Annotated in this window: 23 protein-coding genes; 7 read left to right on the top strand and 16 right to left on the bottom strand. The window is 41.9% G+C overall.

The features are described from left to right. Window positions 1–6: 6 nt before the first annotated feature. Window positions 7–924 (bottom strand): DMT family transporter, encoded by a 918-nt coding sequence (locus ACHEVO_RS12885; protein WP_394125168.1) that lies wholly within the window; start codon window positions 922–924, stop codon window positions 7–9. A gap of 147 nt (window positions 925–1,071) precedes the next feature. On the opposite strand from ACHEVO_RS12885, the gene ACHEVO_RS12880 reads away from it, so the two are divergent. Beyond that, entirely contained in the window at window positions 1,072–1,527 is a 456-nt protein-coding gene (locus tag ACHEVO_RS12880; protein WP_057758867.1) for an Lrp/AsnC family transcriptional regulator, read from the top strand. 207 nt (window positions 1,528–1,734) lie between these two features. Here ACHEVO_RS12880 and ACHEVO_RS12875 read toward each other — a convergent pair whose 3' ends face one another. The 4 genes from ACHEVO_RS12875 to groES form a co-directional block, all read right to left on the bottom strand. Then, the gene (locus ACHEVO_RS12875; RefSeq protein WP_394125167.1) at window positions 1,735–2,352 is read right to left on the bottom strand and encodes a HEPN domain-containing protein; all 618 of its coding nucleotides are present in this window, start codon (window positions 2,350–2,352) and stop codon (window positions 1,735–1,737) included. Further along, window positions 2,345–3,376, bottom strand: coding sequence for a ParA family protein (locus ACHEVO_RS12870; protein WP_394125166.1), 1,032 nt, complete (start codon window positions 3,374–3,376; stop codon window positions 2,345–2,347). Before ACHEVO_RS12870 ends, ACHEVO_RS12875 begins: the two co-directional genes overlap by 8 nt. A gap of 176 nt (window positions 3,377–3,552) precedes the next feature. After that, entirely contained in the window at window positions 3,553–5,202 is a 1,650-nt protein-coding gene (groL, locus tag ACHEVO_RS12865) for a chaperonin GroEL (RefSeq protein ID WP_101204842.1), read from the bottom strand. Between the two features lie 123 nt (window positions 5,203–5,325). Continuing rightward, a complete protein-coding gene (gene groES, locus ACHEVO_RS12860) occupies window positions 5,326–5,616 on the bottom strand; it encodes a co-chaperone GroES (protein WP_057758860.1) in 291 nt (96 codons plus the stop codon). 476 nt (window positions 5,617–6,092) lie between these two features. Here groES and ACHEVO_RS12855 point away from each other — a divergent pair, with 476 nt between their 5' ends. Then, window positions 6,093–6,872, top strand: coding sequence for a DUF3108 domain-containing protein (locus tag ACHEVO_RS12855; protein ID WP_296207610.1), 780 nt, complete (start codon window positions 6,093–6,095; stop codon window positions 6,870–6,872). A gap of 110 nt (window positions 6,873–6,982) precedes the next feature. On the opposite strand, the gene ACHEVO_RS12850 is transcribed toward ACHEVO_RS12855, so the two are convergent. Both ACHEVO_RS12850 and wrbA read right to left on the bottom strand, forming a co-directional pair. Next, window positions 6,983–7,432, bottom strand: coding sequence for a hypothetical protein (locus tag ACHEVO_RS12850; protein ID WP_298810399.1), 450 nt, complete (start codon window positions 7,430–7,432; stop codon window positions 6,983–6,985). A 140-nt stretch (window positions 7,433–7,572) separates the two neighbouring features. Next, a complete protein-coding gene (wrbA, locus tag ACHEVO_RS12845) occupies window positions 7,573–8,190 on the bottom strand; it encodes an NAD(P)H:quinone oxidoreductase (protein ID WP_394125165.1) in 618 nt (205 codons plus the stop codon). A 256-nt stretch (window positions 8,191–8,446) separates the two neighbouring features. Between wrbA and ACHEVO_RS12840 the strand changes: the two genes are divergently transcribed. From ACHEVO_RS12840 to ACHEVO_RS12830, 3 genes are all read left to right on the top strand, one after another. Next, complete coding sequence (locus tag ACHEVO_RS12840; RefSeq protein WP_394125164.1) at window positions 8,447–10,030, top strand: YihY/virulence factor BrkB family protein; 1,584 nt, start codon at window positions 8,447–8,449, stop codon at window positions 10,028–10,030. Further along, window positions 10,023–11,639, top strand: a complete 1,617-nt coding sequence (locus ACHEVO_RS12835) for a DUF2254 domain-containing protein (RefSeq protein WP_394125163.1) — start codon at window positions 10,023–10,025, stop codon at window positions 11,637–11,639. Before ACHEVO_RS12840 ends, ACHEVO_RS12835 begins: the two co-directional genes overlap by 8 nt. A gap of 170 nt (window positions 11,640–11,809) precedes the next feature. After that, a complete protein-coding gene (locus ACHEVO_RS12830) occupies window positions 11,810–13,084 on the top strand; it encodes a cation:proton antiporter (RefSeq protein WP_160022600.1) in 1,275 nt (424 codons plus the stop codon). Window positions 13,085–13,162: 78 nt separating this feature from the next. Here ACHEVO_RS12830 and ACHEVO_RS12825 read toward each other — a convergent pair whose 3' ends face one another. The 3 genes from ACHEVO_RS12825 to ACHEVO_RS12815 are packed head-to-tail and all read right to left on the bottom strand — an operon-like array spanning window position 13,163 to window position 16,048. Then, window positions 13,163–13,648, bottom strand: coding sequence for a DUF2127 domain-containing protein (locus ACHEVO_RS12825; RefSeq protein WP_379544943.1), 486 nt, complete (start codon window positions 13,646–13,648; stop codon window positions 13,163–13,165). Between the two features lie 55 nt (window positions 13,649–13,703). Continuing rightward, on the bottom strand, window positions 13,704–14,915 hold the full coding sequence (locus ACHEVO_RS12820) for a dihydroorotase (protein WP_290178737.1): 1,212 nt from the start codon (window positions 14,913–14,915) through the stop codon (window positions 13,704–13,706). Window positions 14,916–14,974: 59 nt separating this feature from the next. After that, window positions 14,975–16,048 carry an aspartate carbamoyltransferase catalytic subunit gene (locus ACHEVO_RS12815; RefSeq protein ID WP_394125162.1) on the bottom strand — a complete coding sequence of 358 codons (1,074 nt, stop codon included), beginning with the start codon at window positions 16,046–16,048 and terminating at the stop codon, window positions 14,975–14,977. A gap of 389 nt (window positions 16,049–16,437) precedes the next feature. Between ACHEVO_RS12815 and ACHEVO_RS12810 the strand changes: the two genes are divergently transcribed. Both ACHEVO_RS12810 and ACHEVO_RS12805 read left to right on the top strand, forming a co-directional pair. Continuing rightward, complete coding sequence (locus ACHEVO_RS12810; RefSeq protein ID WP_394125161.1) at window positions 16,438–17,421, top strand: class 1 fructose-bisphosphatase; 984 nt, start codon at window positions 16,438–16,440, stop codon at window positions 17,419–17,421. 105 nt (window positions 17,422–17,526) lie between these two features. Further along, window positions 17,527–18,321: a TrmH family RNA methyltransferase gene (locus tag ACHEVO_RS12805; protein WP_201569467.1), complete on the top strand. Its 795-nt coding sequence runs from the start codon at window positions 17,527–17,529 to the stop codon at window positions 18,319–18,321. A 208-nt stretch (window positions 18,322–18,529) separates the two neighbouring features. Here the strand turns inward: ACHEVO_RS12805 and ACHEVO_RS12800 are convergent, their stop codons facing one another. From ACHEVO_RS12800 to ilvC, 6 genes are all read right to left on the bottom strand, one after another. Then, window positions 18,530–19,462, bottom strand: a complete 933-nt coding sequence (locus tag ACHEVO_RS12800; RefSeq protein WP_057758839.1) for an electron transfer flavoprotein subunit alpha/FixB family protein — start codon at window positions 19,460–19,462, stop codon at window positions 18,530–18,532. A 152-nt stretch (window positions 19,463–19,614) separates the two neighbouring features. Beyond that, complete coding sequence (locus tag ACHEVO_RS12795; RefSeq protein WP_057758837.1) at window positions 19,615–20,364, bottom strand: electron transfer flavoprotein subunit beta/FixA family protein; 750 nt, start codon at window positions 20,362–20,364, stop codon at window positions 19,615–19,617. Window positions 20,365–20,814: 450 nt separating this feature from the next. Further along, window positions 20,815–21,384, bottom strand: coding sequence for a DUF421 domain-containing protein (locus ACHEVO_RS12790; protein ID WP_394125160.1), 570 nt, complete (start codon window positions 21,382–21,384; stop codon window positions 20,815–20,817). A gap of 267 nt (window positions 21,385–21,651) precedes the next feature. Next, entirely contained in the window at window positions 21,652–21,864 is a 213-nt protein-coding gene (locus tag ACHEVO_RS12785; protein WP_057758834.1) for a cold-shock protein, read from the bottom strand. A 363-nt stretch (window positions 21,865–22,227) separates the two neighbouring features. Then, window positions 22,228–22,659, bottom strand: coding sequence for a hypothetical protein (locus ACHEVO_RS12780; RefSeq protein WP_101204855.1), 432 nt, complete (start codon window positions 22,657–22,659; stop codon window positions 22,228–22,230). A 297-nt stretch (window positions 22,660–22,956) separates the two neighbouring features. Continuing rightward, a complete protein-coding gene (ilvC, locus tag ACHEVO_RS12775; RefSeq protein WP_101204856.1) occupies window positions 22,957–23,973 on the bottom strand; it encodes a ketol-acid reductoisomerase in 1,017 nt (338 codons plus the stop codon). Window positions 23,974–24,021 lie beyond the last annotated feature (48 nt).

The raw sequence follows: 24,021 nt of genomic DNA, 5'->3' as shown, positions 1-24,021 counted from the left end.
ATTAATTTATGTCGCTCGATTGGACAAAATGACGCCAATGGTACTGAGTACGATGCCGCATATCATAATAACTGATAGAGACTCATTGAGTATCAGCATGGCTAGTATAGCGGTTAATCCTGGGGATAAAGAGCCAAGTAATAAAGTACGAATGGAGCCCAGCTTTTTGACAGCATAAGAAAACGCAATGGTTGATACCACCCCTACACCAAGTCCTTGTATTAGTATAAATGGAAGCGCTTCATCAAAAGATATAGAACCTATATTGGTCTCCACAATACCAGACAGAACCATTATCAGTGTCAGAAAAAACGAGGTATAAGAGAGCACGATAGCGATAGCTATTGGACTCAATTTGGTGCTTTTTAACCCTAAGGTATAACCCGCCCAAATCAGGCTTGCCATCAACAATAACCCCACACCGTACAGAAGACTATTAGGTATTGACTGTGCACGCCCGCCAATCATCGTAGCGATACCAAAGAGAATAAGGATTAATGCGGCAAATTTCCTCAATGATATTCGTTGACGATAAAAAATAAAAGACAATATTGCGGCAAAGAAGACTGGTGTCCCTGTCAAAATAGTACCAACGTAAGCTGCTGGTACCGTACTTGCACCAAAAGCAGCCAATAAAATAAAAGGCACGCCACCAAGTAAAACGAACATGATATCTGGCAGTCTTATATTTTTGACTTCATGCCAACTAGAGAGTACCCAAGGAGTCAATAAGACCAGCGGTACACTAAAGCGAATGAGCATGACATCCGCAATACTTAGCGACGATGCTCCAACCGCTCGTACAGTCAACGCAAAGCCTGACCAAATCAATAATACGACGCTCATCGCCACATAGCCTTTGGTTAGTGGCGACATTACAAACAAAGGATTTTTGCGCGATGAGGGGTGGAATATCGTATTCATAGTCGTGTCTTATGCTGCTATACAAAGACCAATTATCGATTAAAATACGCGCTTTTATCTCTATTTATTCATTGCAATTTTACAAATATTTGGTGGATAATGCTAACTAAATCAAAATTATTGGCTTAAAAATCCAAAAGGTAAATTATGGACAAAATCGATCGCCATATCTTGGAAGTGCTCCAAAAAGAAGCGCGCTTATCTACGGCGGAACTGTCCGAACGTATAGGGCTGTCGCCGTCTCCTTGCGCGCGACGCCTAAAGCGTTTGGAAGACGAAGGCTATATAGAGAACTATCAAGCGAACGTAAATAAAGCCAAAGCGGGTATTGCGATGAGTTTCTTTGTGGAAGTCAGTCTCAACAGCCACCAAGAAGAATCTATCGCAGCCTTCGAACGCGCTCTGTCCAATATGGACGAGGTGATTAATGGACATGTGGTATCGGGTTCTTATGATTATTTATTAGAAGTAGTGAGCCCCAATCTCGATGGTTATGAGCGGTTCACCCGTAAGCTACACAAGCTTGCTAGCGTAAAAGACATACATACTCATTTATCGGTGAGAAAGGTAATCAATAAGACGACTCTACCTATTTTTGTGTGAGATTCTTTTGTACCGATTAGGAGAACAATGTCTCACTCGATCATTCGTGAGTGGCAAGACCCATAATGAGTTCATTTGAATTTGACAGAATATTGCTATGATAAAGAAGTGTCTGATGATAAGACTTGGGTTTTTAGACGGGATGCGATGGAGCAGTAATGTTTAAATCTTATTTTGAAAGAATCACCCTCAAGAAATGTAAAAAACTTATATTTTTATCAAATTATAAATTACTTCTACTAAATTGTTAATGAACTCCACCGAGTTCTCAACATCATTCGCTTTTATTATCTGAAGTTGATTTTGAAATGCATCAAAGTCAGCTTCATGGACAATCTGATTTCTTCTTATTATTATATTTTTCAACTCAACTTTTATTGTGTTTTGATCACTTCCTAACTGAGAAGCAATGGTCTGCCATTTTTGGCTGTCATCCCAAAAAAGACTTAGAGCATCTGCAATTTTTTTAGGGTCTTGGAAAGATAGGTGGCTATGCTTTCTATCAATTATATCTCCCAAAATTATATCAGGATCTTGGCTAATAGTAGGATTTAGAAAGGTTTTTAAATCACCTATATTAATTTGAAAGTTCGAGCAGGAGTTTGTTAGCTGACGTTGACCATTATAAGACTCGATTATACCTACTTTTACGATATCATGTATAAACCTATCAAGTGCTGAAACCACACTTACTAATTCGCTTCTAAGAATATCAGAGATCATATCATGAGGAAACTTGGAGTTATCTAATAAATGATCATATAAAGAATGCATTGTCTTTATTCTAGAATAAGAATCATCAAACCTACTTTTAGCTTCAAACATAGTTTTCTTTGATATGTAAAATTTGTTCTGCTAAGGAGATAAATAACCTGTTAAAATCTTCACGCTTATCTTGCATTTGCTCTAAAACCTTACCTTTATAGTTGATTTCGCTATCAGTAAGTGCAAATACAGGCACACCTACTTCATTTGATTTTTGTAATAGGCTTTGAAAATCAGGTATTTCAGCTAGACAGTAATCTTTAGGTATAACTCCGTCAGTATACATCTCATCACTTAATAACATTTGATTTTGCTGAAAAGCAGGTACTAATTTTTCAGACACTGCTTTAAGTATTTCATTCATATTGTCACGGAAAGGTTTATTGGGTTTTCCATTCCTTATATTAAACCTTTGGATTAATAGCCCTCCTAATTTAGGGGATCTAACAGGGAAGGGATAGGATGAATCTGCAAACATACCCTGCATTTGAACTGCATGTTTAGTCCAACGTGGTAGAACAGTTGATAAAGTATTAATTGCCATCAGGGAAAATGGATCAGGATTTGTAGGTATTATAAATAAATCAGAAATTGAAAATAAGTTTTGGTTAATGGCACCTAAACCAGGGTTGACATCAAAAATAACAAAATCTATTTGATTTTTTTCAACTATCAAATCTATCAGTGCATTGAATGAACCTGGAAGATTCTGCATAGTACTAAAAGCATTATTTGAGTTCTGGGCAAAGCTTAACTGTGGTTCAAGTTCTGTCAAATTCGGATGGCCAGGTAACAGAAACAAGTTTTCATTTTTAGAAGATTGAACGCAATCGAAACCGATTATAGCTTCAGGTTTACTTTCAAACGCGGAACTAACTCCGTCTTTTAAATTATTACTCTTTGTAGCTTCTTCTATATAATACTCGTCGAAATCATTTTGTAGCATTAATCCTGTTAGATTACACTGTGGATCTGCATCAACAAGTAAAACTCTTTTGCCTAATTCTGCTAACTTCCAACCTAAGTTAAAAGAAGTTGTGGTTTTACTAACCCCTCCTTTATGATTAAACAGTATTATTCTCATGAAGACCTCAATAGAGTTTATATGCTATAAAGTGTTATATAGATTATCAGTTATTTTTATACTTAATTAGATGATATATGCCAAGATAATAGTCGTTCTGTCATTTTTTTACAATAAAAAAAAGAGCTAACAAGAAAAATGTTAGCTCTTTTTGATCAGTGGAAAATTAGTACAGCTTACATCATGCCGCCCATTCCACCCATACCGCCCATTCCAGCACCGCCGCCCATAGCAGCCATACCGTCATCACCTTGCGGTAAGTCAGTGATCATAACTTCAGTCGTTAGCATTAAGCCTGCAACAGATGCAGCATTTTCTAGCGCTGAACGAGCAACTTTAGCTGGATCAAGGATACCCATCTCTAGCATATCGCCATATTCGCCAGTCGCTGCATTGTAACCGTAGTTACCACTGCCACTCTTCACTTCGTTAACCACAACTGAAGCTTCTTCGCCAGCGTTGGTTACGATTTGACGTAGTGGTGCTTCCATCGCGCGACGTAGGATGTTCATACCAGCGTTTTGGTCATCGTTATCACCGCGTAGTTCAGACAATGCATTCATCGCACGAACTAAGGCAACACCGCCGCCAGGTACAACGCCTTCTTCAACCGCTGCACGAGTTGCATGTAGCGCATCGTCAACACGGTCTTTCTTCTCTTTCATTTCTGTTTCGGTTGCTGCGCCGACTTTGATCACTGCTACGCCGCCTGCTAATTTAGCAACACGCTCTTGTAGCTTTTCTTTGTCATAGTCAGAAGTAGACTCTTCGATTTGACGGTTGATAGACTCAACACGGTTTTCGATGTCAGCTTTGTTGCCAGCGCCATCAACGATAACGGTGTTTTCTTTACCGACAGTCACTTTCTTAGCAGTACCAAGTTGCTCTAGAGTAGCAGTCTCTAAGCTTAGGCCAATCTCTTCAGAGATTACAGTACCGCCAGTTAGCGTTGCGATGTCTTCAAGCATTGCTTTACGACGATCGCCGAAACCTGGTGCCTTAACAGCACAAGTTTTTAAGCCGCCACGCATGTTGTTTACAACTAGTGTCGCTAGTGCTTCGTTTTCTACATCTTCAGCGATGATTAGCAACGGCTTGCTCTGCTGCATTACTTGCTCAAGTAATGGCACGATTTCGCGAATGTTGCTGATTTTTTTGTCAACTAGCAAGATATATGGGTTTTCAAATTCAGCAGTTAGGCTGTCTTGCTTATTAGCAAAGTACGGGCTGATATAACCACGGTCAAACTGCATACCTTCTACAACTTCTAGGGTATCTTCGAAGCTTGAACCTTCTTCAACAGTGATAACGCCTTGCTTGCCTACTTTTTCCATCGCTTGCGAGATCAGTTCACCGATTTTGGTGTCTGAGTTTGCAGAGATAGAACCAACTTGAGCGATTGCTTTGTGATCGTCAGCTGGCGTTGATAGTTTATGGATTTCTTTAACCGCTTCACGTACCGCTTTGTCGATACCGCGCTTAAGATCCATTGGGTTCATGCCAGCAGCAACTGACTTCATGCCTTCTTGTAGGATTGACTGAGCCAATACAGTCGCAGTTGTTGTACCATCACCAGCAACATCATTAGTGCGACTAGCCACTTCACGTACCAACTGTGCGCCCATGTTTTCGAATTTGTTTTCTAGTTCGATTTCTTTGGCAACTGAAACACCATCTTTAGTGATGGTAGGTGCGCCAAATGATTTGTCGATAACAACGTTACGACCTTTAGGGCCTAGTGTTACACGTACTGCATTTGCTAGAACGTTTACGCCGTCCATCATTTGTTTACGGGCATCAATGCCGAATTTTACGTCTTTTGCCATGTTAAATTACTCCACTATTATAAGTATGAGAATACAATTGATTGATTTGATAGTTGCTTATCAAAAGCGATTATTAGAAACTGCTATCAAAATGTGCTGAGTATAAAATAATACTCAAAAGGACTAGCCTTCTAGCACACCCAATACATCAGACTCTTTCATAATCAATAGTTCTTCACCGTCAACCTTTACGGTTTGACCAGCATATTGACCGAACAAAACTTTGTCGCCAGCTTTTACATCTAACGCACGAGTTTCACCGTTGTCACGAACTTGACCATTACCAACTGCAAGCACTTCACCTTGTGAAGGTTTCTCTTGTGCTGAACCAGGAAGCAAGATACCACCAGCAGTCTTTGTTTCTTCTTCTATGCGGCGGACGACAATACGGTCATGTAAAGGACGAATGTTCATCGATATGACTCCAAAAGTTGGTTAATAAAATTAAGGGTTTATTTGAATTAATGGTCTCAATACCAGTATCTATAGGGAACACTGCCAAAAACAACGCTTTATAGATAAGCCTTGAGCTTGTAACAAAAAGTGGGGGCAAGGTGAGTTCGGTTCAAGTGTAAAGCCCAAAAATTTACAAGATTATTTTGCAAAAATTGATCAACCAACATCTAATATCGATGCTTTACGTTTAATAAAGCCGCTATGCTATTCAAATAAGGACAAGAAGTAAGAATATTTAAAATATTAGTGAGCTGAATTTATATTTTGACCAATGCCAAATTAACTATAGAAACATTTGCTACAAGCACTACACGAAGCGGTATGACACCACGCTTGAAAATGTAACAGCGTATGACCATTATAGGTCTGGTAAACATAATAAGAACGAACGAAAAAAATTGCTATATCGGCAATAAATTAATGAAGGGGTATCTATGAGTTTTTCATCAATGCACAAAAAGTCATCAAGCGACAATGTTGATAATGCTAATAACGCAAAACGCAGTCCATCTAAATTTTTATCTGCCTTAGTAACAGGCATCAGTATCTCTACCGTTGGAGCTTTGAGTATGACCGCACCTACCCTTGCCAGCGCAAAAACCGTCCAACCATCAACTGCCGATTATAGTTTTACCGTTGAGGACAAATACAAAGGCACAGCAACTCGTACGCTAAGCAAATCTGGTAATACGTGGAAATATAATGTCAAGGCTCGCGTCGCCGGTGTGGCTAGTGCCTCGCAAAACAGTACTTTTACGCTTAATGGTAATAATGTCAGTCCCACACAGGCAAGCACTACGTACAAACTACTTGGCATGGGTCGCACACATAAACTAGACTTTAACCCAAGCAGCAAAAAAGTCACCAGTAACTATAAGGGCAAGTCGACGACTATGAACATGTCGCAACAAGCCTTTGATGATTTGAGCCTTGAGGTACAGATTCGTCAGGATTTATTAAACGGTAAGTTCTCTGGTAATTACTACATGGCAAAAAAAGACAAAATCGAGAAGACGCCATTTAAAAAATCAGGCAGCACTAAAATTACCGTACCAGCGGGTACCTTTGATACGGTACGTGTTGACCGCGTCCACGATGACGATAGCCGCTCTACCAGCTTTTGGTTAGCCCCAAGCTTGGACTATATGCCAGTTAAAGTTAGCCAAATTAACGATGGTAAGAAAATGGATTTAGAATTAACTAAGATTAATTAATCTACTTATCTTGAAAGTTATAAACAAAAAAGCGGCGCTCCAGATGGGGCGCCGCTTTTCTATGGTTTTAGATTAATGGATATAATTTATTAGGCTTCAGGTAAGTTTAATTATTGGCGAGGTTTCTTCACAACATTGTTCATCGAAGGCAGGCGTTTAAGCAGAATAAATAGCCAAACATTGATAGCAAGCAATAGTAAAAAATCCGCTAAATACACGGCGATTTCTGCCCAGCTACTGCCATATATACGAGTAAATAGCACCACGCCACTCGCGCCCAAATATACTAGGGTAAACATACTGCTTATCAACAACGCATAAGGTGAACGACCGCGCAATATCCATGGCGTCAAAATCAACGCTGGCACTAGCCATAACGCCTGCCAAGCAATACCGCCAACGATATCAGGGCTACTAGGATTAAAGATACTAATAAAGATAGGCAATCCGAGCAGTCTATAAACGAGCCAAATTAACCACGTAACCTTTAAGCGCTGTGCAATAGGTGCGATAGCCTTAACCGTTTTAAGAGGCTTTGTATTAGAGCGGGTTGTGGCCATTAGATATTTTGATTTCCTAAATGAATAATATACTGCTGAATATGAATAGTTAGTGCGTGCTTATAACCGAGTGGTTATAAGCATTGAATCGTAGATTTTGAAACTTAGACGATTCTAGACAGCAGGTTTATAAAAGTTGCTTATAAGCTCCAATTAGCCTGTGCTAATGCAGCCGCAGTAATCGCTAAACGGCGACCCTGCGCAATACCCAAATCTCGTTCGTCAGTAGATATAGGCTGATCATGCGATGCACCGCTGACATGGCTAGCACCATAAGGCGTGCCGCCGCGATGAGTACGGTTCAATGCTGGCTCTGCATAGGGCACACCTACGATGACCATACCGTGATGCATCAACGGCAACATCATCGTCAATAATGTCGTTTCTTGGCCACCATGCATGGAACCTGTCGCCGTAAACACCGATGCAGGCTTGTTCTGTAGGTTCCCTGCCAGCCACAAGGTCACAGTATTATCCCAAAAATACTTCATGGGTGCGGCCATATTACCAAAGTGCGTTGGGCTACCAAGCGCAAGACCGCTACAGTCCTTGAGATCGTCCATCGTACAGTACAAATCACCTTCATCAGGTATCGCAGGCTTGCTTGACGTGGTTTCAGGTGCCACTGTCGGTACCGTACGGATACGCGCGGTCATGCCAGCATCTTCAATACCTTGCGCGATAGCATATGCTAATGTCTTAGTCGTACCGTAATTAGAATAATAAAGCACCAAGACATAAGGGTCGGTCTGACTCATTAGCAAAGCTTCCTTATAAAATCGTTAGTCGTACTGGCCATTAAAAATGCGGCGAAATATACGACTAACTAGCATTGTAGAATATGTGCACATTATGCCCGAGTCATTCACTGTCATGCAAATAACCATGATTGATAACCTGACTTATATTGTATCTGATGTGCTACGTGGTGCACTTTGACACAATTAAACCGCAGATGATAACCGTTCATCTTTGTTACACTATTGTCACTCTTACTTTTGCTTAATGGTCGACATGGAAAAATTATCTCAAAAACTCCCGTTTTTACAGCAGCGCTGGTTTCAGTTCTTACGGTTTTTGACTCGGCATTTTTTTGAAGATAATTGCCAGCAAAAGGCAGCTTCACTGACATACACCACTATGCTGTCGATCGTGCCGGTATTGACGGTATTATTGATGATTTTGTCATCCGTACCAGCACTCGCATCAGTTAGAGCGCAGATTTATGACGTCATTTATAGCAATCTGTTGCCGCAATCGAGCATGCAAGTTAGTGAGTACATTAATAGCTTTGCCGAAAAGTCATCTAATCTAACCATTATCGGTGCCATGATTTTATTCTTTACAACTATCATGACCTTGACTACTATCGAGCGCGCGTTTAACCAAATCTGGCGAGTAGAAGATCGCTCTGGTGGCATTAAAAGCATGCTGCGTTATTGGACTATCGTTACCCTAGGACCGTTAGTATTGGGCACCGCTTTTATCGCTTCCAGTACTGTACAGAGTCTGAGTTTTCTAAATCGTCAAATTGCAGGCTACGGTATCGACTGGAGCTTTTGGGTACAAATGGCATCGATTGGTATTACGATGGCGGGCTTTGTCGGTATGTACTGGTTTATTCCAAAGGCGCGCGTACCAGCGAAGAACGCAGCTATCGCTGGCGTGTTTGTGGCCATTGTCTTTGAATTAATGAAGCATCTGTTTGGTACAGTGATGGCTAACTTTACCAGCTACGAAGCGATTTACGGCGCTTTTGCCGCCTTGCCTATCTTTCTACTATGGATTTATCTGTCGTGGAATTTGATTTTATTAGGCGTTGAAATCAGCTATACCTTGACCATTTTTGAGACAGAAGAAGTCTACCCTCGTCACCCGTTACTCAGCTTGCTAGATATGTTGAACTTGGTTTATACCCACCACTTAAAAGGTGAAGCCGTTAGCGAACAAGCGCTGCGCAATGTCTTAGGTCGCAAAGAGCTGCCGAAATGGTATACCTATATCAACTACCTACAAGACAGCAATCTGATTACCATGACAGATGATGATGACTATGTGCTCAAAAGAGATTTGAGTAGGATGACGTTATGGGACTTTTATCGTACCTTGCCCTATCCACTTCCTATCAAGGACGAGTTGGATGAGATGAAATTGGAAGGTCAGAAGCCTTGGCTGAGTTTATTGGTAAAACGTTTTGAGAATACTGAAGCGTACGCCAAACAGCAACTGCATCTGCCGCTAAACGCTATCTTTGCCAATAGCGAACCGCGGAAACAATCTACTAGTAAGCATGGCGATGACCGTAAACTATTTAGAAAAACCTCTGCCGCCACTGAAAACGTACAACGACATGATAATCTAGATGGATATAGCCAGAGTTCTTACAACGGTAATGATCCACATCTAGAAGCATCACCGCACCTAGAGCCAATGGCGTATGACAAAGACAGTGATATTGAGTATGACGATCACGACAATGAGGCCATCATACCTCTGGGAACTAGTGATAGTCATACTGAGACAGATATGACCAGACGTACGCATAAAAACGCTATTATTACAGAAGCAGATAACCCTAAGGCTCATCACAGTGAATAAAAATGATGGAGACAGCATCTGGACACGTACGATCAATGCAGGTCAAGACAGGCTTAAGCAGTTCACTAAGTTGTGGTCAATACAAACGCTGACCGACTTGCCTGATCGCTTGAGTAATCTGTGGCAGTGGCTGATTGGCTCCTATTGGTTTATCCCAACCGCTTGTGTCATCGTCGGTATTTTACTGGCTCCTTTGCTAGTCGCGATTGACCAAAACTTTGATCGTGAAACGGTAAAAGAGATCTCCTTCGCCTTTACTGGTGATGACGAAGCGGCGCGCGCGATTATGACAGCCATCGCTGGTGCGGTACTGGGTGTGGCCGGTACAACGTTTTCGATTACAATCGCCGTCCTGTCGATGGCATCTTCACAGTTTGGTCCAAGACTGCTACGTAACTTTTTGACCGACACTCCAAATCAGTTTGTCCTTGGCGCTTTTATCGGTACATTTAGCTATAGCTTACTGGTCTTAAAGTCTATCCATAAGTCTGACGTGGCTTTTGGTGTGCCGCAATTGGCAGTGACCTTTGCCATTATCATGGCAATTATCTGTGCGCTGCTTTTAGTTTATTTTGTACAGCATATGGTGCATGCCATTCAAGCGTCACACGTCATTCAAAATGCTAGCAACGATGCGATTGCAAACATTTACTATTGGTATAATGATCGATGTGATATTCAACATCAACGCGATGCTGAGCACCATGATATCGAGCAGTTCCAAAACTGGCCTGCTATGCCTATTTATTCACCAAATTCCGGTTATCTACAGCAGATTTATCTTGAGTCATTGATTGCGCTGTCACAAGATTATGGTGGCGTGGTACAAATGCATGTCAACCTCGGTAATTACGTCACTGACAAAAACGTCATTGGCTACTTTTATCAGCGGCCTGCATCTCATCCAAATAATCAAAAGAAGACAGCGACCCCGCATCTGTCAGTAATACCGCGAGCGCCCGATGGACTGTTTTGGCAACGTCTTGCAGGTTGCCTGCGACTTGAGCAACGATTGGCGCACTCTAACGACATCGCCTATAGCTTAGGTCAGATGACGGAGATTGCTGTACGCGCACTATCTCCTGGTATCAATGATCCAAAGACTGCGGTCAATTGCGTCCAGTCTCTAACCAGCTGTCTGAGTATCATGATGCGTCGTCAGCCACCAAGCCCTTATCATTTTCACATACCGCAGTTGGACACTAACGATAGTTCTGAAACTACTATCAAACAGAAGCGACTGGCCATATTGGCACTAGTCACTCATATCCCCAAAATTTCTGACTTTATCAATGTGTCACTCGGTGAGATACGTCGTTATGCAGCTGCTGACCTAATGGTCTTAAAAGCATTGTGTCAGGCAATGGTCAATCTGAATTATGCACGGGTAAACAGCGCACAGCAGCAAACGCTATTACATGAATTGCATCTGATTCAGCGCGCTGGAGAAGAGAATTTAAATTATCAAGAATTGGTCGATGATTTGGTCGCTATGTGCGAACAAGCCAAGCAATTTATCCTTGATAAGGATGCTCAGCACAAGCATTTTAATTATGTGAGTGATTTTGAAGCTGATATTCGTCAAGCGTTACAGACACAGTCTAGTTAATGATATGACCAATTAACTGTTTAAATAGATGGCCGTATCAACCTTTATAAACACATTACTTATAAGCACAACACCTATAGCTAGCAACACCTATAGCTAGCAACACTTATAACGTCCCTATAAGCCCTGCGCTTTAGATACTTTTTATATTTATATGAGACCTAATTTTTATGGCATCTGCAACCAGCCTAACAATCCTAGAAATCAGCGCCATATTTTTGTCGATTACCGCTTCATTAACTTATATCAATCACCGTTTTATTGGTCTGCCGACCACTATCGGTGTCATGGTCATCTCTATCTTACTGTCAATCGGTGCGATATTTTTAGGCTTCTTAGGGTTTGATCAGCTGATTGATTACGAAGTCAGTTTATTGGAGCAACTTGATTTTACCGAAGTACTCTTAGACGGCATGCTATCGATGTTGTTATTCGCAGGCGCATTACACGTCAATATTGGTGATTTAAGACGCTACAAGCTACCTATCGGCATCCTTGCTGGTCTTGGTACGATCATATCGGCGATGCTCATTGCGACTGCGATTTACTTTATGTTGCCGCTCTTCGGTTTCGGCCTACCGTTTCTCTGGTGTCTGTTGTTTGGTGCACTTATCTCCCCTACCGATCCTATTGCCGTCATGGGTATCCTTTCGTCAGCAGGCGCTCCAAAGAGCATCGAGACTGTCATCGCTGGCGAGTCATTGTTCAATGATGGTATCGGCGTGGTTATCTTCGTCTTATTGCTAGGGATTTTATCTAGCGGTGATATCCCTACTGCCAACTACGTTGCACATACTTTGGCGGTTGAAGCTGGTGGCGGCGTTGTTTTCGGACTGGTACTTGGTGCGATTTTGTACTACTTGCTCAAAAGCATTGATAGCTATCAAGAAGAAGTGTTATTAACATTAGCAGGCGTCATCGGTGGCTACGCGCTGGCCAGCCATTGGCATTTATCAGGGCCACTCGCCATGGTCATGATGGGTCTGATGGTTGGTAATCGTGGTCGCGAGCTAGCCATGAGTGATAAGACACGGCACTATATTGATTTGTTCTGGGAATTGATTGATGAGATTTTAAACGCCATTTTGTTTGTACTCATTGGTCTAGAAGTGGTAATGATTGCTTATTCAGGCAATTTATTTATTGCAAGTGGTTTGACGATTTTAATTGCGCTGATTGCTCGATTTATCGTGGTAGGTATGACGACAAAAACCTTTCATCGTCAGCTTGATTTGCCTACGGGCGCATGGAAAGTCCTAACATGGGGCGGTTTACGCGGAGGTATCTCAGTTGCGTTAGTATTACAGCTACCAATCGGGGCTGAACGAGAGATTTTATTGGCACTCACTTATGCGGTGGTGATTTTCTCTATCTTGGTACAAGGCCTGAGCGTTGGAAAAGTCGCTAAAAGCATTCGTACGGATGAAAAAACAGTAGACGTATAAGCCAAAAATATATCAGGCACAAAAAATCCAGCGTAAGACAAGTATCTTATGCTGGATTTTTTAACTTAAATTTAAATGCTATATCAAGCCCTTTCGTTTCATATTACGATAAACCACGATAATAATAAGCAGATTAGAAACCAATATCCCAAGCTTAAACCAGTCAAACGGGCTAACGATCAGATAGTAGATTTCTATAGGAATAAAAACCCCGTAGCCCAGCACCCCGAACCAATATGCCCATGTTTTGTCATGCCATAAGCCGTAAGCTTCGAGGAAACGCAAACTGGCATATGCAAATATCAATAATAAAAACATCGGCCAGTTTTTACTTGCCTGCTGAGCAATACGTACGGCACTGTCTATTTGCGGGGCAAGCATATGGCCGAAGCTGCGCTGCCAAGTAACAGTTGCCGTCGTCAGCCAATGCTCAAGATTGGTATGCCACCACCATAATGCCCCTGCTCCTAGTAACGCACCAACACCTTTGACTACCTCATAAATGGCCACCGCTTTGATAGACTCGCTCGCCGTACTGCGCGATTTTTCTTGCTGACCATTCATAGTAACCCCTTTATCCTTCAAGGATGGCGGCAGACGGTCATCCTGTCGGGGCAAATTAGCCAAAGAATGTCTCCACAACACGTCCTTGCAACTGCTGATTGAAAAACGGCGTGTTCTTACCACTTGATAGCATAGATTGCGCGGTTACTTGCCACTCAAGATTAGGATCGACCAATACTGCACCGCCAATCGCTTCATACTGCTCGCTAATACCTGCGATTTTTGCAGGATTCAGGCAGATTTTATCTACTAATTGCGAGAGTGTTAAGACATCGTCATTTACCAGCTGACAAGCCAACGCCATAAACGTATCGAAGTTTGAGATACCTGGCGTACTTTCAGCAAATGGTGCTTTTTTGGCGGTACTGTTCAATGGCTCGTGATGACTACAGATAGCATCGATAGTGCCATCCTTTAATCCACGGCGGATTGCCTGTTGGTCAGTATTGCTACGTAGCGGTGGCAACACATATGCCTGAGCATTAAAGCCTTCAAGATTGTCATCAGTTAAATACAGCTGATGCATCGCAACATCACACGTAACCGGCAGACCTTTGTCTTTTGCCCAGCGCATGAGCTCAATGGAAGACTTACATGATAACTGGCTAAAATGAGCAGCGATTCCAGTCTCTTCCACCATCAATAGCTGCGTAGACAGTGCAACAGTTTCTGCAATCCAAGGAATCCCTTGCAGACCATGATAAGAAGCAATATAGCCCTCATGTGCCACGCCATCTCCAGACAGACTTGGCTCATCAGGATAAAAGAATACTTTCATACCAAAAGTCGCCGCGTATTCTAATGTACGTAGCAATACTAAATCATTACGAAAAGGTCTACGCGCATTGGATACTGCGATACAACCGCCCTTTTTAAGCCCTGCGATGTTAGAGGGTCGTTCGCCCTCTAACCCTGTGGTCAATGCACCCAAAATATGCAAGTAAATCCCGCCATCACTTAAGGCGCGCTCACGCAAGCCCTTTAAAAGTGAACCATTTTCTAAAATAGGATTGGTATCAGGAGGTGTGACTACATGCAAAAATCCATTACCACGAGCTGCGCTGCCTTCTGATTTTAGCGTGCCGTGTTGCTGCTGGCCTGGCTCACGCAAGCGCGCGCATAGATCTACTAGTGGTGGCAATAACCACATCTCACGGTCAGAATCGAGTGTAGACAGTTTTTCTGTTGCAGTTTGTGGCAATGCATCTTTAAATGCTTTTGGTAAATGGTCAAGAATGGGTGCATCCGTATTAAGCATGGTAGACATAACGTTATTACCGTATCAATAAAATGAAATAAATGAGAACAAGTCGCGCGGCAGGCTGTTTACTTGCCAGCCGCTTGATGAGCGCGTTGACCTTCCATCGCAAGCGACAAGACCGCCATGCGAATGGCAATACCGTTATTTACCTGCTTTAAGATAACGGATTGTGCGCCATCAGCCACACTAGAGGCAATCTCAACACCGCGGTTCATCGGCCCTGGATGCATAACTAGCGCATCAGGTTTGGCAAGCGCTACTCGCTCCGGCGTGATCCCATAATGCTTATAGTACTCACTCGATGATGCTAAGAGCGGCGAACCGATACGCTCATTTTGTATTCTTAATCCCATGATCACATCACAATCAGTGACACACTCATCCATGTTTTCATATACTTGCACGCCAAAACGTTCGATACCTTTAGGCAGTAGAGTACGCGGCGCACACACACGGATGTCTGTCACACCTAGCGTTTGCAATGCACTGATATCAGAGCGTGCCACGCGTGAATGCTTAATATCACCAACGATTGCGATAGACAGCTCTTCGAATGGGCGCGGTGCCTCACGATGAATGGTCAACATGTCGAGCATTCCCTGAGTAGGATGCGCATGCCAGCCATCACCGCCATTAATAATTGCGATATCAGGCGTCACTTCTGTCGCCATAAAATGCGCGGCACCTGATGCTGAATGGCGTACTACAAAGATATCCGCGGTCATTGCCTGTAAATTCCACAGCGTATCACGCAGACTCTCGCCTTTTTTGGTACTAGAACGTTCGATATCGATATTGAGCACATTGGCACCCAAGCGTTTTTCTGCCACCTCGAATGTCGTCCGTGTACGAGTCGATGGTTCAAAGAACAAATTCATGACCGTATAGCCGTCTAACTCAGGACGATTGATTAGCTGTCCATTGTCATCAAAGAAAGTCTCTGCTTTTGCAATAATAGCTTTGAGTTGTGCTTTATTAAGCCCTTCAACACCTAAGAAATGCCTGATACTGCCATCTGTGTTGAGCTGCGGACGACTCAATGACGTATTGAGCCTTTGATGAATCGTACTGGGATCAAATTTTGCATAATCAGTCGGTGAGACTGGTTGTGTAGCGCTACTATCGATAGAATTTGACATAATGGCGAGTCTTTATTGTGGGTTTATATGAGTCTATAGTAATCACTTATTCATCTTTGTTCGATCATTTATCACTGATAGGCATAGATACAAAGGACATTTTGACGCTTATTTGCTACAATTTACCGTAATCAAATTCGACCGAAAAATAGCCTCAGCAGACAATCAGAAAGCGTGAGTAGACATGCTGTATTCTCATAGAGAATAATTCTGACAAAACTACAAATGAATAACAATAGATATAGTGTAGCCGATTTTGTGGTCGGGACAAAGATGCCGTATGAGCTATTTAAGAATTTACCTATTTCAGGTGTGCTAAATGCCACCTACTTCTTTACTTTGACACCTATCCGTTCTTTTACTTTCCATACCCTTTATTAGGAAGCCTTATGACGACTTTAGCAGACTATCTAAACCAACATGCCACTAGCCCTGCACTCAATGACGTGATTACCACTGTCACTGATGTCGGTAAGACGATTTCACAATTGCTCAGAAAAGGCGCTTTAGCAGATATTTTAGGCGAAGCTGGTAATCAAAACGTCCAAGGCGAAGATCAGAAAAAACTAGATGTACTGGCCAATGACCTACTTCTGGATGCATTGGCAAAAAATACACATTGTGCTGGTGTCGCTTCAGAAGAGCTCGATGATGCCACCTCTGCTAATGACGATGGTAGCCTATTGGTACTATTTGACCCATTAGATGGCTCATCAAATATCGACATCAATATGGCTGTAGGTACGATTTTTTCTGTGTTACCGTATGAGCGCCAAGGTCAAACCAGTGAAAACAGCGACTATTTGCAAGCCGGCAATAAACAGCTAGCAGCCGGTTATCTGCTATATGGTACCTCTACTGTTCTAGCGCTAACCATCGCTGATAAAGTCGTGATGTTTAGCCTAGATCCAGAGACTTCTGACTATGTGCTGATAGAAGACAACGTGCAAATCGATGCCGATACGAGCGAGTATGCTATCAATGCCTCAAATTATCGCTACTGGCGTGCACCGATGCAACAGTACATCGATGAACTTATCGCTGGTGAAACAGGTGTACGTGGACGTGATTTCAATACGCGCTGGGTAGCAGCCATGGTTGGTGACGTCCATCGTATCTTATGCCGCGGTGGTCTGTTCACTTATCCGTTTGATACCAAATACGCTCACAAAGCGGGTAAATTACGCTTAATGTATGAAGCCAACCCAATGAGCCTATTGATTGAACGTGCAGGTGGCGGTGCAACAGACGCCGTCAACCGCATCCTAGATATCGAACCGACTGATATCCATCAACGTGTTCCTGTGGTACTCGGTAGTAAAAACGAAGTCGATTACGTAAAAGACTTACACGTCAATTATTCTGAAAAATAATTGATTGACGCACCTGTTAAGAGTAGCCAACATAATGCTAAATCAATAATAGGCATTATGCTGGTTATCTAAACAACTCCTTTACTCTTCTCTAAGCGATCCACTATGGTAACAAATCCCACCGAGCTGATTACCTCAGATAAGAACACAACAGTGAAGCTTGTAAAAGCACTGTTGTCCCAAGCACGCCAGCGTAAAAAGAACGGTCAGACAGTCATAGAAGGCGTCCATTTGATAGATGCTGCGCTGCGTAGTGACTATCCTTTCGTCCAGATACTACTGTCTGAGTCAGCGCATAGCCACCCTGAAGTTCAGCAGGTATTGACTCGCCTGCCCACTTATACGCCTATTCTTACTTTATCAAACTCACTCTATGAGAGTATTCGTAGCTTGGGTACTGGCATTGATATCATGGCGATAATCAAAGTACCAACGCCTAGCCTATCGATGATCGATGAGGACTGCTTAATCTTGAACGACGTGCAGGATAGCGGGAATGTTGGTACGCTGCTACGCACAGCAGCAGCCGTCGGTATCCGCAACATCCTATGCACCAGTGCGACCGCTCAAGCTTGGTCTCCTAAGACGCTACGAGCAGGTATGGGTGCACAGTTTGCACTGACTATTTATGAAGGCTTGAGTACGCAAGATATTTTAGATCATGTACAAGTGCCGCTTTTGGCGACTAGCTCACATACAGATACTATCATTTACGAGCATGACTTATCTGCGCCTGTAGCATGGATTATGGGTCATGAAGGCCAAGGCGTTAGCGACGATTTGATGCAATGTGCCACGCCGATAGCCTTACCGCAGCCAAATGGTCAAGAGAGCTTAAATGTAGCGATTGCAGGCTCTTTATGTTTGTATGAGACCTTGCGTCAAAGACAATACTCTTAGCCGCCATTTATAACTACTATCAAAACCCAATCTATCAAGCATAAAAAAAACCCACTACCAATTGATAGTGGGTTTTTTTATTATACGTCTACTACTGATATAGTCAAAGAAGTCTAAAACGGACATAAGGCAGCCGACTGCAGATTGTACAAGTAGTACATCTAAGGAGGGTAACGCCGTAGCCGTTTAGTAGTTCTGTGACTATATATTAAACCTTGCTAGTTAGCTCAGGCAATGCTTCAAATAGATCAGCTTCTAAGAAGTAATCAGCAACGCTAGCGATAGGTGCTTCTGGGTCATTGTTGATAGCAACGATGACTTTAGAATCTTTCATACCAGCCAAATGCTGAATTGCACCCGAGATACCAGCTGCGATATATAGCTGCGGTGCGACGATTTTACCCGTTTGACCGACCTGCATATCGTTTGGTACATATCCTGCGTCAACAGCAGCACGTGATGCACCAACAGCAGCGCCCAGCTTATCAGCTAATGGCTCAATGTATTTGGTGAAGTTTTCACCGTTTGCCAATGCACGACCACCAGAAACAACGATACCAGCTGACGTCAATTCTGGACGGTCAGACTTAGCCATTTCTTCGTTAACAAAGCTAGCTTTACCAGTTTCTTGTACGTTATCGATAGTTTCAACAGTAGCTGAACCGCCTTCGCTTGCCACTGGGTCAAACGCAGTGGTACGTACTGTTAGTACGACTTTGTCTTCTGTTGTTTTTACTGTTGCCGTCGCATTACCTGCGTAGATAGGACGCTCAAAAGTTTGCGCATCTACCACACCTGAGATTTCAGACAGCATGCTTACGTCAAGTAACGCAGCAACGCGTGGCATAAAGTTTTTACCAGTCGTGGTCGCAGCCGCTAGAATATGGCTGTAATCACCAGCGATATCAGCAACCAATAGCGCCACGTTACCTGCCAATTGATGCTCATAAGCAGCGTTGTCAGCCAATAGTACTTTAGTCACGCCTTCTGCTTTTGCCGCTTCATCAGCAACAGCTTGGCTACCACTACCAGCAACCAATACATGGATATCATCACCCATTTGTTTAGCAGCAGCGATGGTGTTTAAAGTTGCCTTTTTTAGACTGGCATTGTCATGTTCTGCATATACCAAAATTGCCATGGTTTTAGTCCTTTATATATTCGTATTATCTATTCATGCGGTTGTTTGTGTACAAAGCTATTTGAGCAACTATCATTTAGTATGAAATAAAGCAGTCAAATTTAAAGCCTTGTACAGGATATGCCGTAGCGAAGTATCCAATCATTAAAACATTAAATGACTTTTGCTTCGTTTCTTAGCTTATCGACCAACTCATCAACTGACCCTACTGTAATACCAGCTTTACGGTCAGCAGGTGGCACGACTTTAATAATCTCTTGCTTAGATGTCATATCAACACCGAAATCTGCTGGCGTTTTCTCATCAAGTGGCTTTTTCTTCGCTTTCATGATGTTAGGCAATTTAGCATAACGTGGCTCATTCAAACGTAGATCAGTCGTGATAACTGCTGGCAAATCAAGAGCAACAGTTTGTAGGCCGCCATCGATTTCACGCGTTACGTTTACTTTGTCGCCTTCAACTTTCACTTCTGATGCAAACGTACCCTGACCGATACCCATCAATGCCGCTAGCATCTGACCAGTTTGGTTGTTGTCATCATCAATCGCTTGCTTACCTAATAAGATAATATCAGTGCTTTCAGCTTCAGCGATGCTTTTTAGAATCTTAGCAACTTGTAGTGGATATGGTTTTTCGTCACTTACAACTAATACACCACGGTCAGCACCTAGCGCTAGGGCTGCACGAATCTGCTCTTGTGACTCTTTTGGACCGATTGAAGCAACAATGATCTCATCAATGACGCCAGCTTCTTTTAGACGAACCGCTTCTTCTACCGCGATTTCATCAAAAGGGTTGATTGACATTTTAGTGTTTGATAAGTCAACGCCAGAGTTGTCGGCTTTTACACGAACTTTTACGTTATAATCAATGACACGCTTGACCGCTACTAATGCTTTCATACGTTCCTCGTTTATTAATGTTATGAGTTAAAAATTGTCAGTTAAGAACCAAAGGTTCGTTGTGGTTCAAATTGTCGTTCAAAATACTGCTCAAGGTTATTACTACATCAACAGAATATTGTTAACTAAGAAAGATGAGCCAATATCTAAAAGCATATTAGCATTGTATCTCTTACTAATGAAATCTGCTAAAGCTAAGCCAACCGTTATTATCAGACCTATGTATCTTGCGTCAGCAGGCAGATAAGGTCAAGACAACGCCGTGAATAATGCGTCATAAATTTGTCAACACTCTATAATAAATAGTCTATAAGCACATTGTTTCACGATTTTCATTATTTAACAGCTTAAAATGCTCATACCCTTTATAGCATTCTAAGCCTTAGCTTTACTTAATATTTTGTTATTATTTATCTCTTCAAAGTTAACGGATAAGAATAATTAATCGAGTCAGATCTGCGAATTACCATTCTTACTAGTACCAAGCAATAATTCGCTATCACGTATATCGTCAAATAAAGACCAGTCAGGTTCAACATCATTACTTTTGATAACGCTCATATCACCTGTCGTCTCCATAATTACTGCAAACACTTCTGTTTTCGCTTTGATACCATTTTTACGCAGCACTTCCTGCACATCGCTGGTACTAAGATTGGCTTCTTTTAAGTTATCTTCTAAATATTCACCATGAGCCATTAGGATAATAGCTTGATTATCTATCAAAGCTTTTAGCGGTTTTATCTTGCGTCTGATAATTGAAATAACACCCTGTATCAAGAATAGCACCGCAACAGCAAACAATCCTTGAAGTAGAGAGGGCTTATCTGACAATACCGTCGACGCCAATATACTACCAATACCAACCGTCATCGCAAAATCATGACTTGATAACTTGGAAAAGCTGCGTAAACCCATCAATCGAGTAAACAGCATCAGCCCTATATAAAAGCCTATAGCAGATAAAGAAATTCCGAGCACCTGTTGCCAGTCAATTGAAAGCCAGTTTTCCCACTTCATAGTACAACCTTATCTATTACATCTTTATTAAATCATTGTTCGCTATTACCTGATGATGTTGATCGTCAAAATCAATAGCAGCTTACATTAGCAACACTTTGTCATACCAAAAAAGTCCCATAAAAAAAGCAACCTGATAAGAGGTTGCTTCTTTTTAAAGTCAATACAGTATTTTTATTGTTTTAACAAACAAAGTAATCAATGCATATTGATAATCTTATTGTCATTAAGTTTACTGACAAGCAGTTAACCTAATAATAAATGAGATTAGATAGCTTCGATTTGCTCAGCTTGTGGGCCTTTTTTGCCATCACCTAAGATGAAAGACACTTTTTGGCCTTCGGCTAGAGTTTTGAAACCGTTACCTTGGATAGCGCTGTAGTGAGCGAATACGTCTTGTCCGCCGTTGTCTTGAGCGATAAAACCAAAACCTTTAGCTTCATTAAACCACTTTACAGTGCCTTCAACTTTATCTGACATAAATTTTCCTGACTCTTTAACTGTTGGCGAGACTTGTGTCATCACCGATTAATTGATATATACCCTAATATTTTTTGCTAAATGCGGCGACCAAAAATGCTAAATGTTCTTAAAGAAAATTTGGATTTTTTGCCTCAAATATTTTGAGTACAGTCTGATTATAACAGTTTTCCATGGTAGGAACAGTCTAAATTGCTGATTTTTGTAAATAAATACTAACCATTGTTGCAAGCTAACATCGATAGTAATCAGATCCATATCTTATTGATATAAAATAGTTTTTATTTATAGATGTACTACAATTTCATCAGTAAACCACTAATTAAATAAGTAGAAATAGATGATAGTAGGTTGGAATGTCAGTTACTGCAATGGTGATGTCGGTAGCCATGCTGAACTCAATACGAGCAAACATAACGCAAAAAACACCAATGAAAATGACTGACTATAGGCAATATACTTGGCTGGAATGACTAAGTCTTTAGGAGAGTCAGGGATGCCTTTGCGCTTCAGCAGCTTGGTACCATATATCCAACCGAAGGTCGTGTATATGCCATATGCTGCAGGCACTGCGATAGCTAACGGGGTCAAATCAATAACGTATAAAATCACCACTGATATGAAGAACCATAGAGTATCTAACAATGAACTAACTTTGAAGAACTTAGATTGAGGCAGTTTACCATCGGTCTGTTTGAGCATCTCCCCTTCTATCCAAATTAAAACTGCTACCACAGCGCTAAGAGTAATATATACGAATTGCGGCGTTAGCCAGTCTGAATAAGATATTTGCACAGCATACAACCTATTATCTATAGAAAGTGAGAATGAAGCATCCGCCCGCTTCGAATACTTAGAAACGGGTAAGAACAATGATGAATGTTAATCGCAAAGGCGCTTTGGCCAATGTTAAGGTGCCTGCTTATATTGGGCAGCAATTAATGGTTTTCAACCGATAACCCAGATTCAAATCAAAGCGAAAAGTATCTATCAAATACTTTGCATAAAAAAACCCATGCTATCAAGTGATAACACGGGCTACTGCATCTAAATCAGATTTTTATCTGAAAAAGACTTTTATCTGTATAAAACTTAGTTTTTGTCTTTATCGATGATTTTGTTACCACCGATCCATGGCATCATGCCACGTAGCTTAGCACCAGTGATTTCGATTTGATGATCAGCGTTGTTACGACGACGCGCAGTCATTGATGGATAGTTGGTTGCGCCTTCAGAGATGAACATCTTCGCGTATTCACCAGACTGGATGCGTTTTAGTGCATTACGCATGGCTTCACGTGACTGCTCGTTGATAACTTCAGGGCCAGTAACATATTCGCCGTATTCAGCGTTGTTACTGATTGAGTAGTTCATGTCAGCGATGCCGCCTTCATACATCAAGTCAACGATAAGCTTTAGCTCATGTAGACATTCGAAATAAGCCATTTCTGGTGCATAGCCCGCTTCTGTTAGTGTCTCAAAGCCCATTTTAACCAGCTCTACTGCACCACCACAAAGTACGGCTTGCTCACCGAATAAATCCGTTTCAGTCTCATCTTTGAACGTTGTTTCGATGATGCCTGAACGACCACCACCAACACCAGCAGCATATGATAATGCTAACTGTTTGGCTTGACCAGAAGCGTCTTGATAGATAGCGATAAGATCAGGGATACCGCCGCCTTTAGCGAACTCTGAACGTACAGTATGACCTGGTGCTTTTGGTGCAACCATGATGACATCAAGATCGCCACGTGGTACAACTTGGTTATAATGAATCGCGAAACCGTGAGCAAAAGCTAGTGTAGCGCCTTCTTTGATGTTTGGCTCGATCACATCATTATAAAGCTCTTTTTGGAACTCATCAGGCGTTAAAATCATGATAACGTCAGCAGCTTTTACCGCTTCTTCTACTTCAGCGACTTTTAGACCAGCATTTTCAGCTTTTTTCCATGAGCTTGAGTTTGCACGTAGACCAACAGTTACATCGACGTCTGAATCTTGTAGGTTAAGCGCGTGTGCATGGCCTTGTGAACCGTAACCGATAATGGCAACTTTTTTACCTTGGATAATAGATAGGTCACAATCTTTGTCATAATAAACGTTCATAAATAGAGTCCTTGTTCTCAATCATGGCTTGCCATGGATAGTAAACGC

Source organism: Psychrobacter nivimaris, assembly GCF_043419765.1.
Taxonomy (GTDB): domain Bacteria; phylum Pseudomonadota; class Gammaproteobacteria; order Pseudomonadales; family Moraxellaceae; genus Psychrobacter.
The sequence above is the reverse complement of the archived record's forward strand: the minus strand, read 5'-3'. Positions and strand labels throughout refer to the sequence as shown.

What these genes read in the sequence shown, in the direction of transcription:
- ACHEVO_RS12885 (WP_394125168.1), bottom strand. Translation starts at nt 924, where the DNA reads ATGAATACGATATTCCACCCCTCATCGCGCAAAAATCCTTTGTTTGTA.
- ACHEVO_RS12880 (WP_057758867.1), top strand. Translation starts at nt 1,072, where the DNA reads ATGGACAAAATCGATCGCCATATCTTGGAAGTGCTCCAAAAAGAAGCG.
- ACHEVO_RS12875 (WP_394125167.1), bottom strand. Translation starts at nt 2,352, where the DNA reads ATGTTTGAAGCTAAAAGTAGGTTTGATGATTCTTATTCTAGAATAAAG.
- ACHEVO_RS12870 (WP_394125166.1), bottom strand. Translation starts at nt 3,376, where the DNA reads ATGAGAATAATACTGTTTAATCATAAAGGAGGGGTTAGTAAAACCACA.
- groL (WP_101204842.1), bottom strand. Translation starts at nt 5,202, where the DNA reads ATGGCAAAAGACGTAAAATTCGGCATTGATGCCCGTAAACAAATGATG.
- groES (WP_057758860.1), bottom strand. Translation starts at nt 5,616, where the DNA reads ATGAACATTCGTCCTTTACATGACCGTATTGTCGTCCGCCGCATAGAA.
- ACHEVO_RS12855 (WP_296207610.1), top strand. Translation starts at nt 6,093, where the DNA reads ATGAGTTTTTCATCAATGCACAAAAAGTCATCAAGCGACAATGTTGAT.
- ACHEVO_RS12850 (WP_298810399.1), bottom strand. Translation starts at nt 7,432, where the DNA reads ATGGCCACAACCCGCTCTAATACAAAGCCTCTTAAAACGGTTAAGGCT.
- wrbA (WP_394125165.1), bottom strand. Translation starts at nt 8,190, where the DNA reads ATGAGTCAGACCGACCCTTATGTCTTGGTGCTTTATTATTCTAATTAC.
- ACHEVO_RS12840 (WP_394125164.1), top strand. Translation starts at nt 8,447, where the DNA reads ATGGAAAAATTATCTCAAAAACTCCCGTTTTTACAGCAGCGCTGGTTT.
- ACHEVO_RS12830 (WP_160022600.1), top strand. Translation starts at nt 11,810, where the DNA reads ATGGCATCTGCAACCAGCCTAACAATCCTAGAAATCAGCGCCATATTT.
- ACHEVO_RS12825 (WP_379544943.1), bottom strand. Translation starts at nt 13,648, where the DNA reads ATGAATGGTCAGCAAGAAAAATCGCGCAGTACGGCGAGCGAGTCTATC.
- ACHEVO_RS12820 (WP_290178737.1), bottom strand. Translation starts at nt 14,915, where the DNA reads ATGTCTACCATGCTTAATACGGATGCACCCATTCTTGACCATTTACCA.
- ACHEVO_RS12815 (WP_394125162.1), bottom strand. Translation starts at nt 16,048, where the DNA reads ATGTCAAATTCTATCGATAGTAGCGCTACACAACCAGTCTCACCGACT.
- ACHEVO_RS12810 (WP_394125161.1), top strand. Translation starts at nt 16,438, where the DNA reads ATGACGACTTTAGCAGACTATCTAAACCAACATGCCACTAGCCCTGCA.
- ACHEVO_RS12805 (WP_201569467.1), top strand. Translation starts at nt 17,527, where the DNA reads ATGGTAACAAATCCCACCGAGCTGATTACCTCAGATAAGAACACAACA.
- ACHEVO_RS12800 (WP_057758839.1), bottom strand. Translation starts at nt 19,462, where the DNA reads ATGGCAATTTTGGTATATGCAGAACATGACAATGCCAGTCTAAAAAAG.
- ACHEVO_RS12795 (WP_057758837.1), bottom strand. Translation starts at nt 20,364, where the DNA reads ATGAAAGCATTAGTAGCGGTCAAGCGTGTCATTGATTATAACGTAAAA.
- ACHEVO_RS12790 (WP_394125160.1), bottom strand. Translation starts at nt 21,384, where the DNA reads ATGAAGTGGGAAAACTGGCTTTCAATTGACTGGCAACAGGTGCTCGGA.
- ACHEVO_RS12785 (WP_057758834.1), bottom strand. Translation starts at nt 21,864, where the DNA reads ATGTCAGATAAAGTTGAAGGCACTGTAAAGTGGTTTAATGAAGCTAAA.
- ilvC (WP_101204856.1), bottom strand. Translation starts at nt 23,973, where the DNA reads ATGAACGTTTATTATGACAAAGATTGTGACCTATCTATTATCCAAGGT.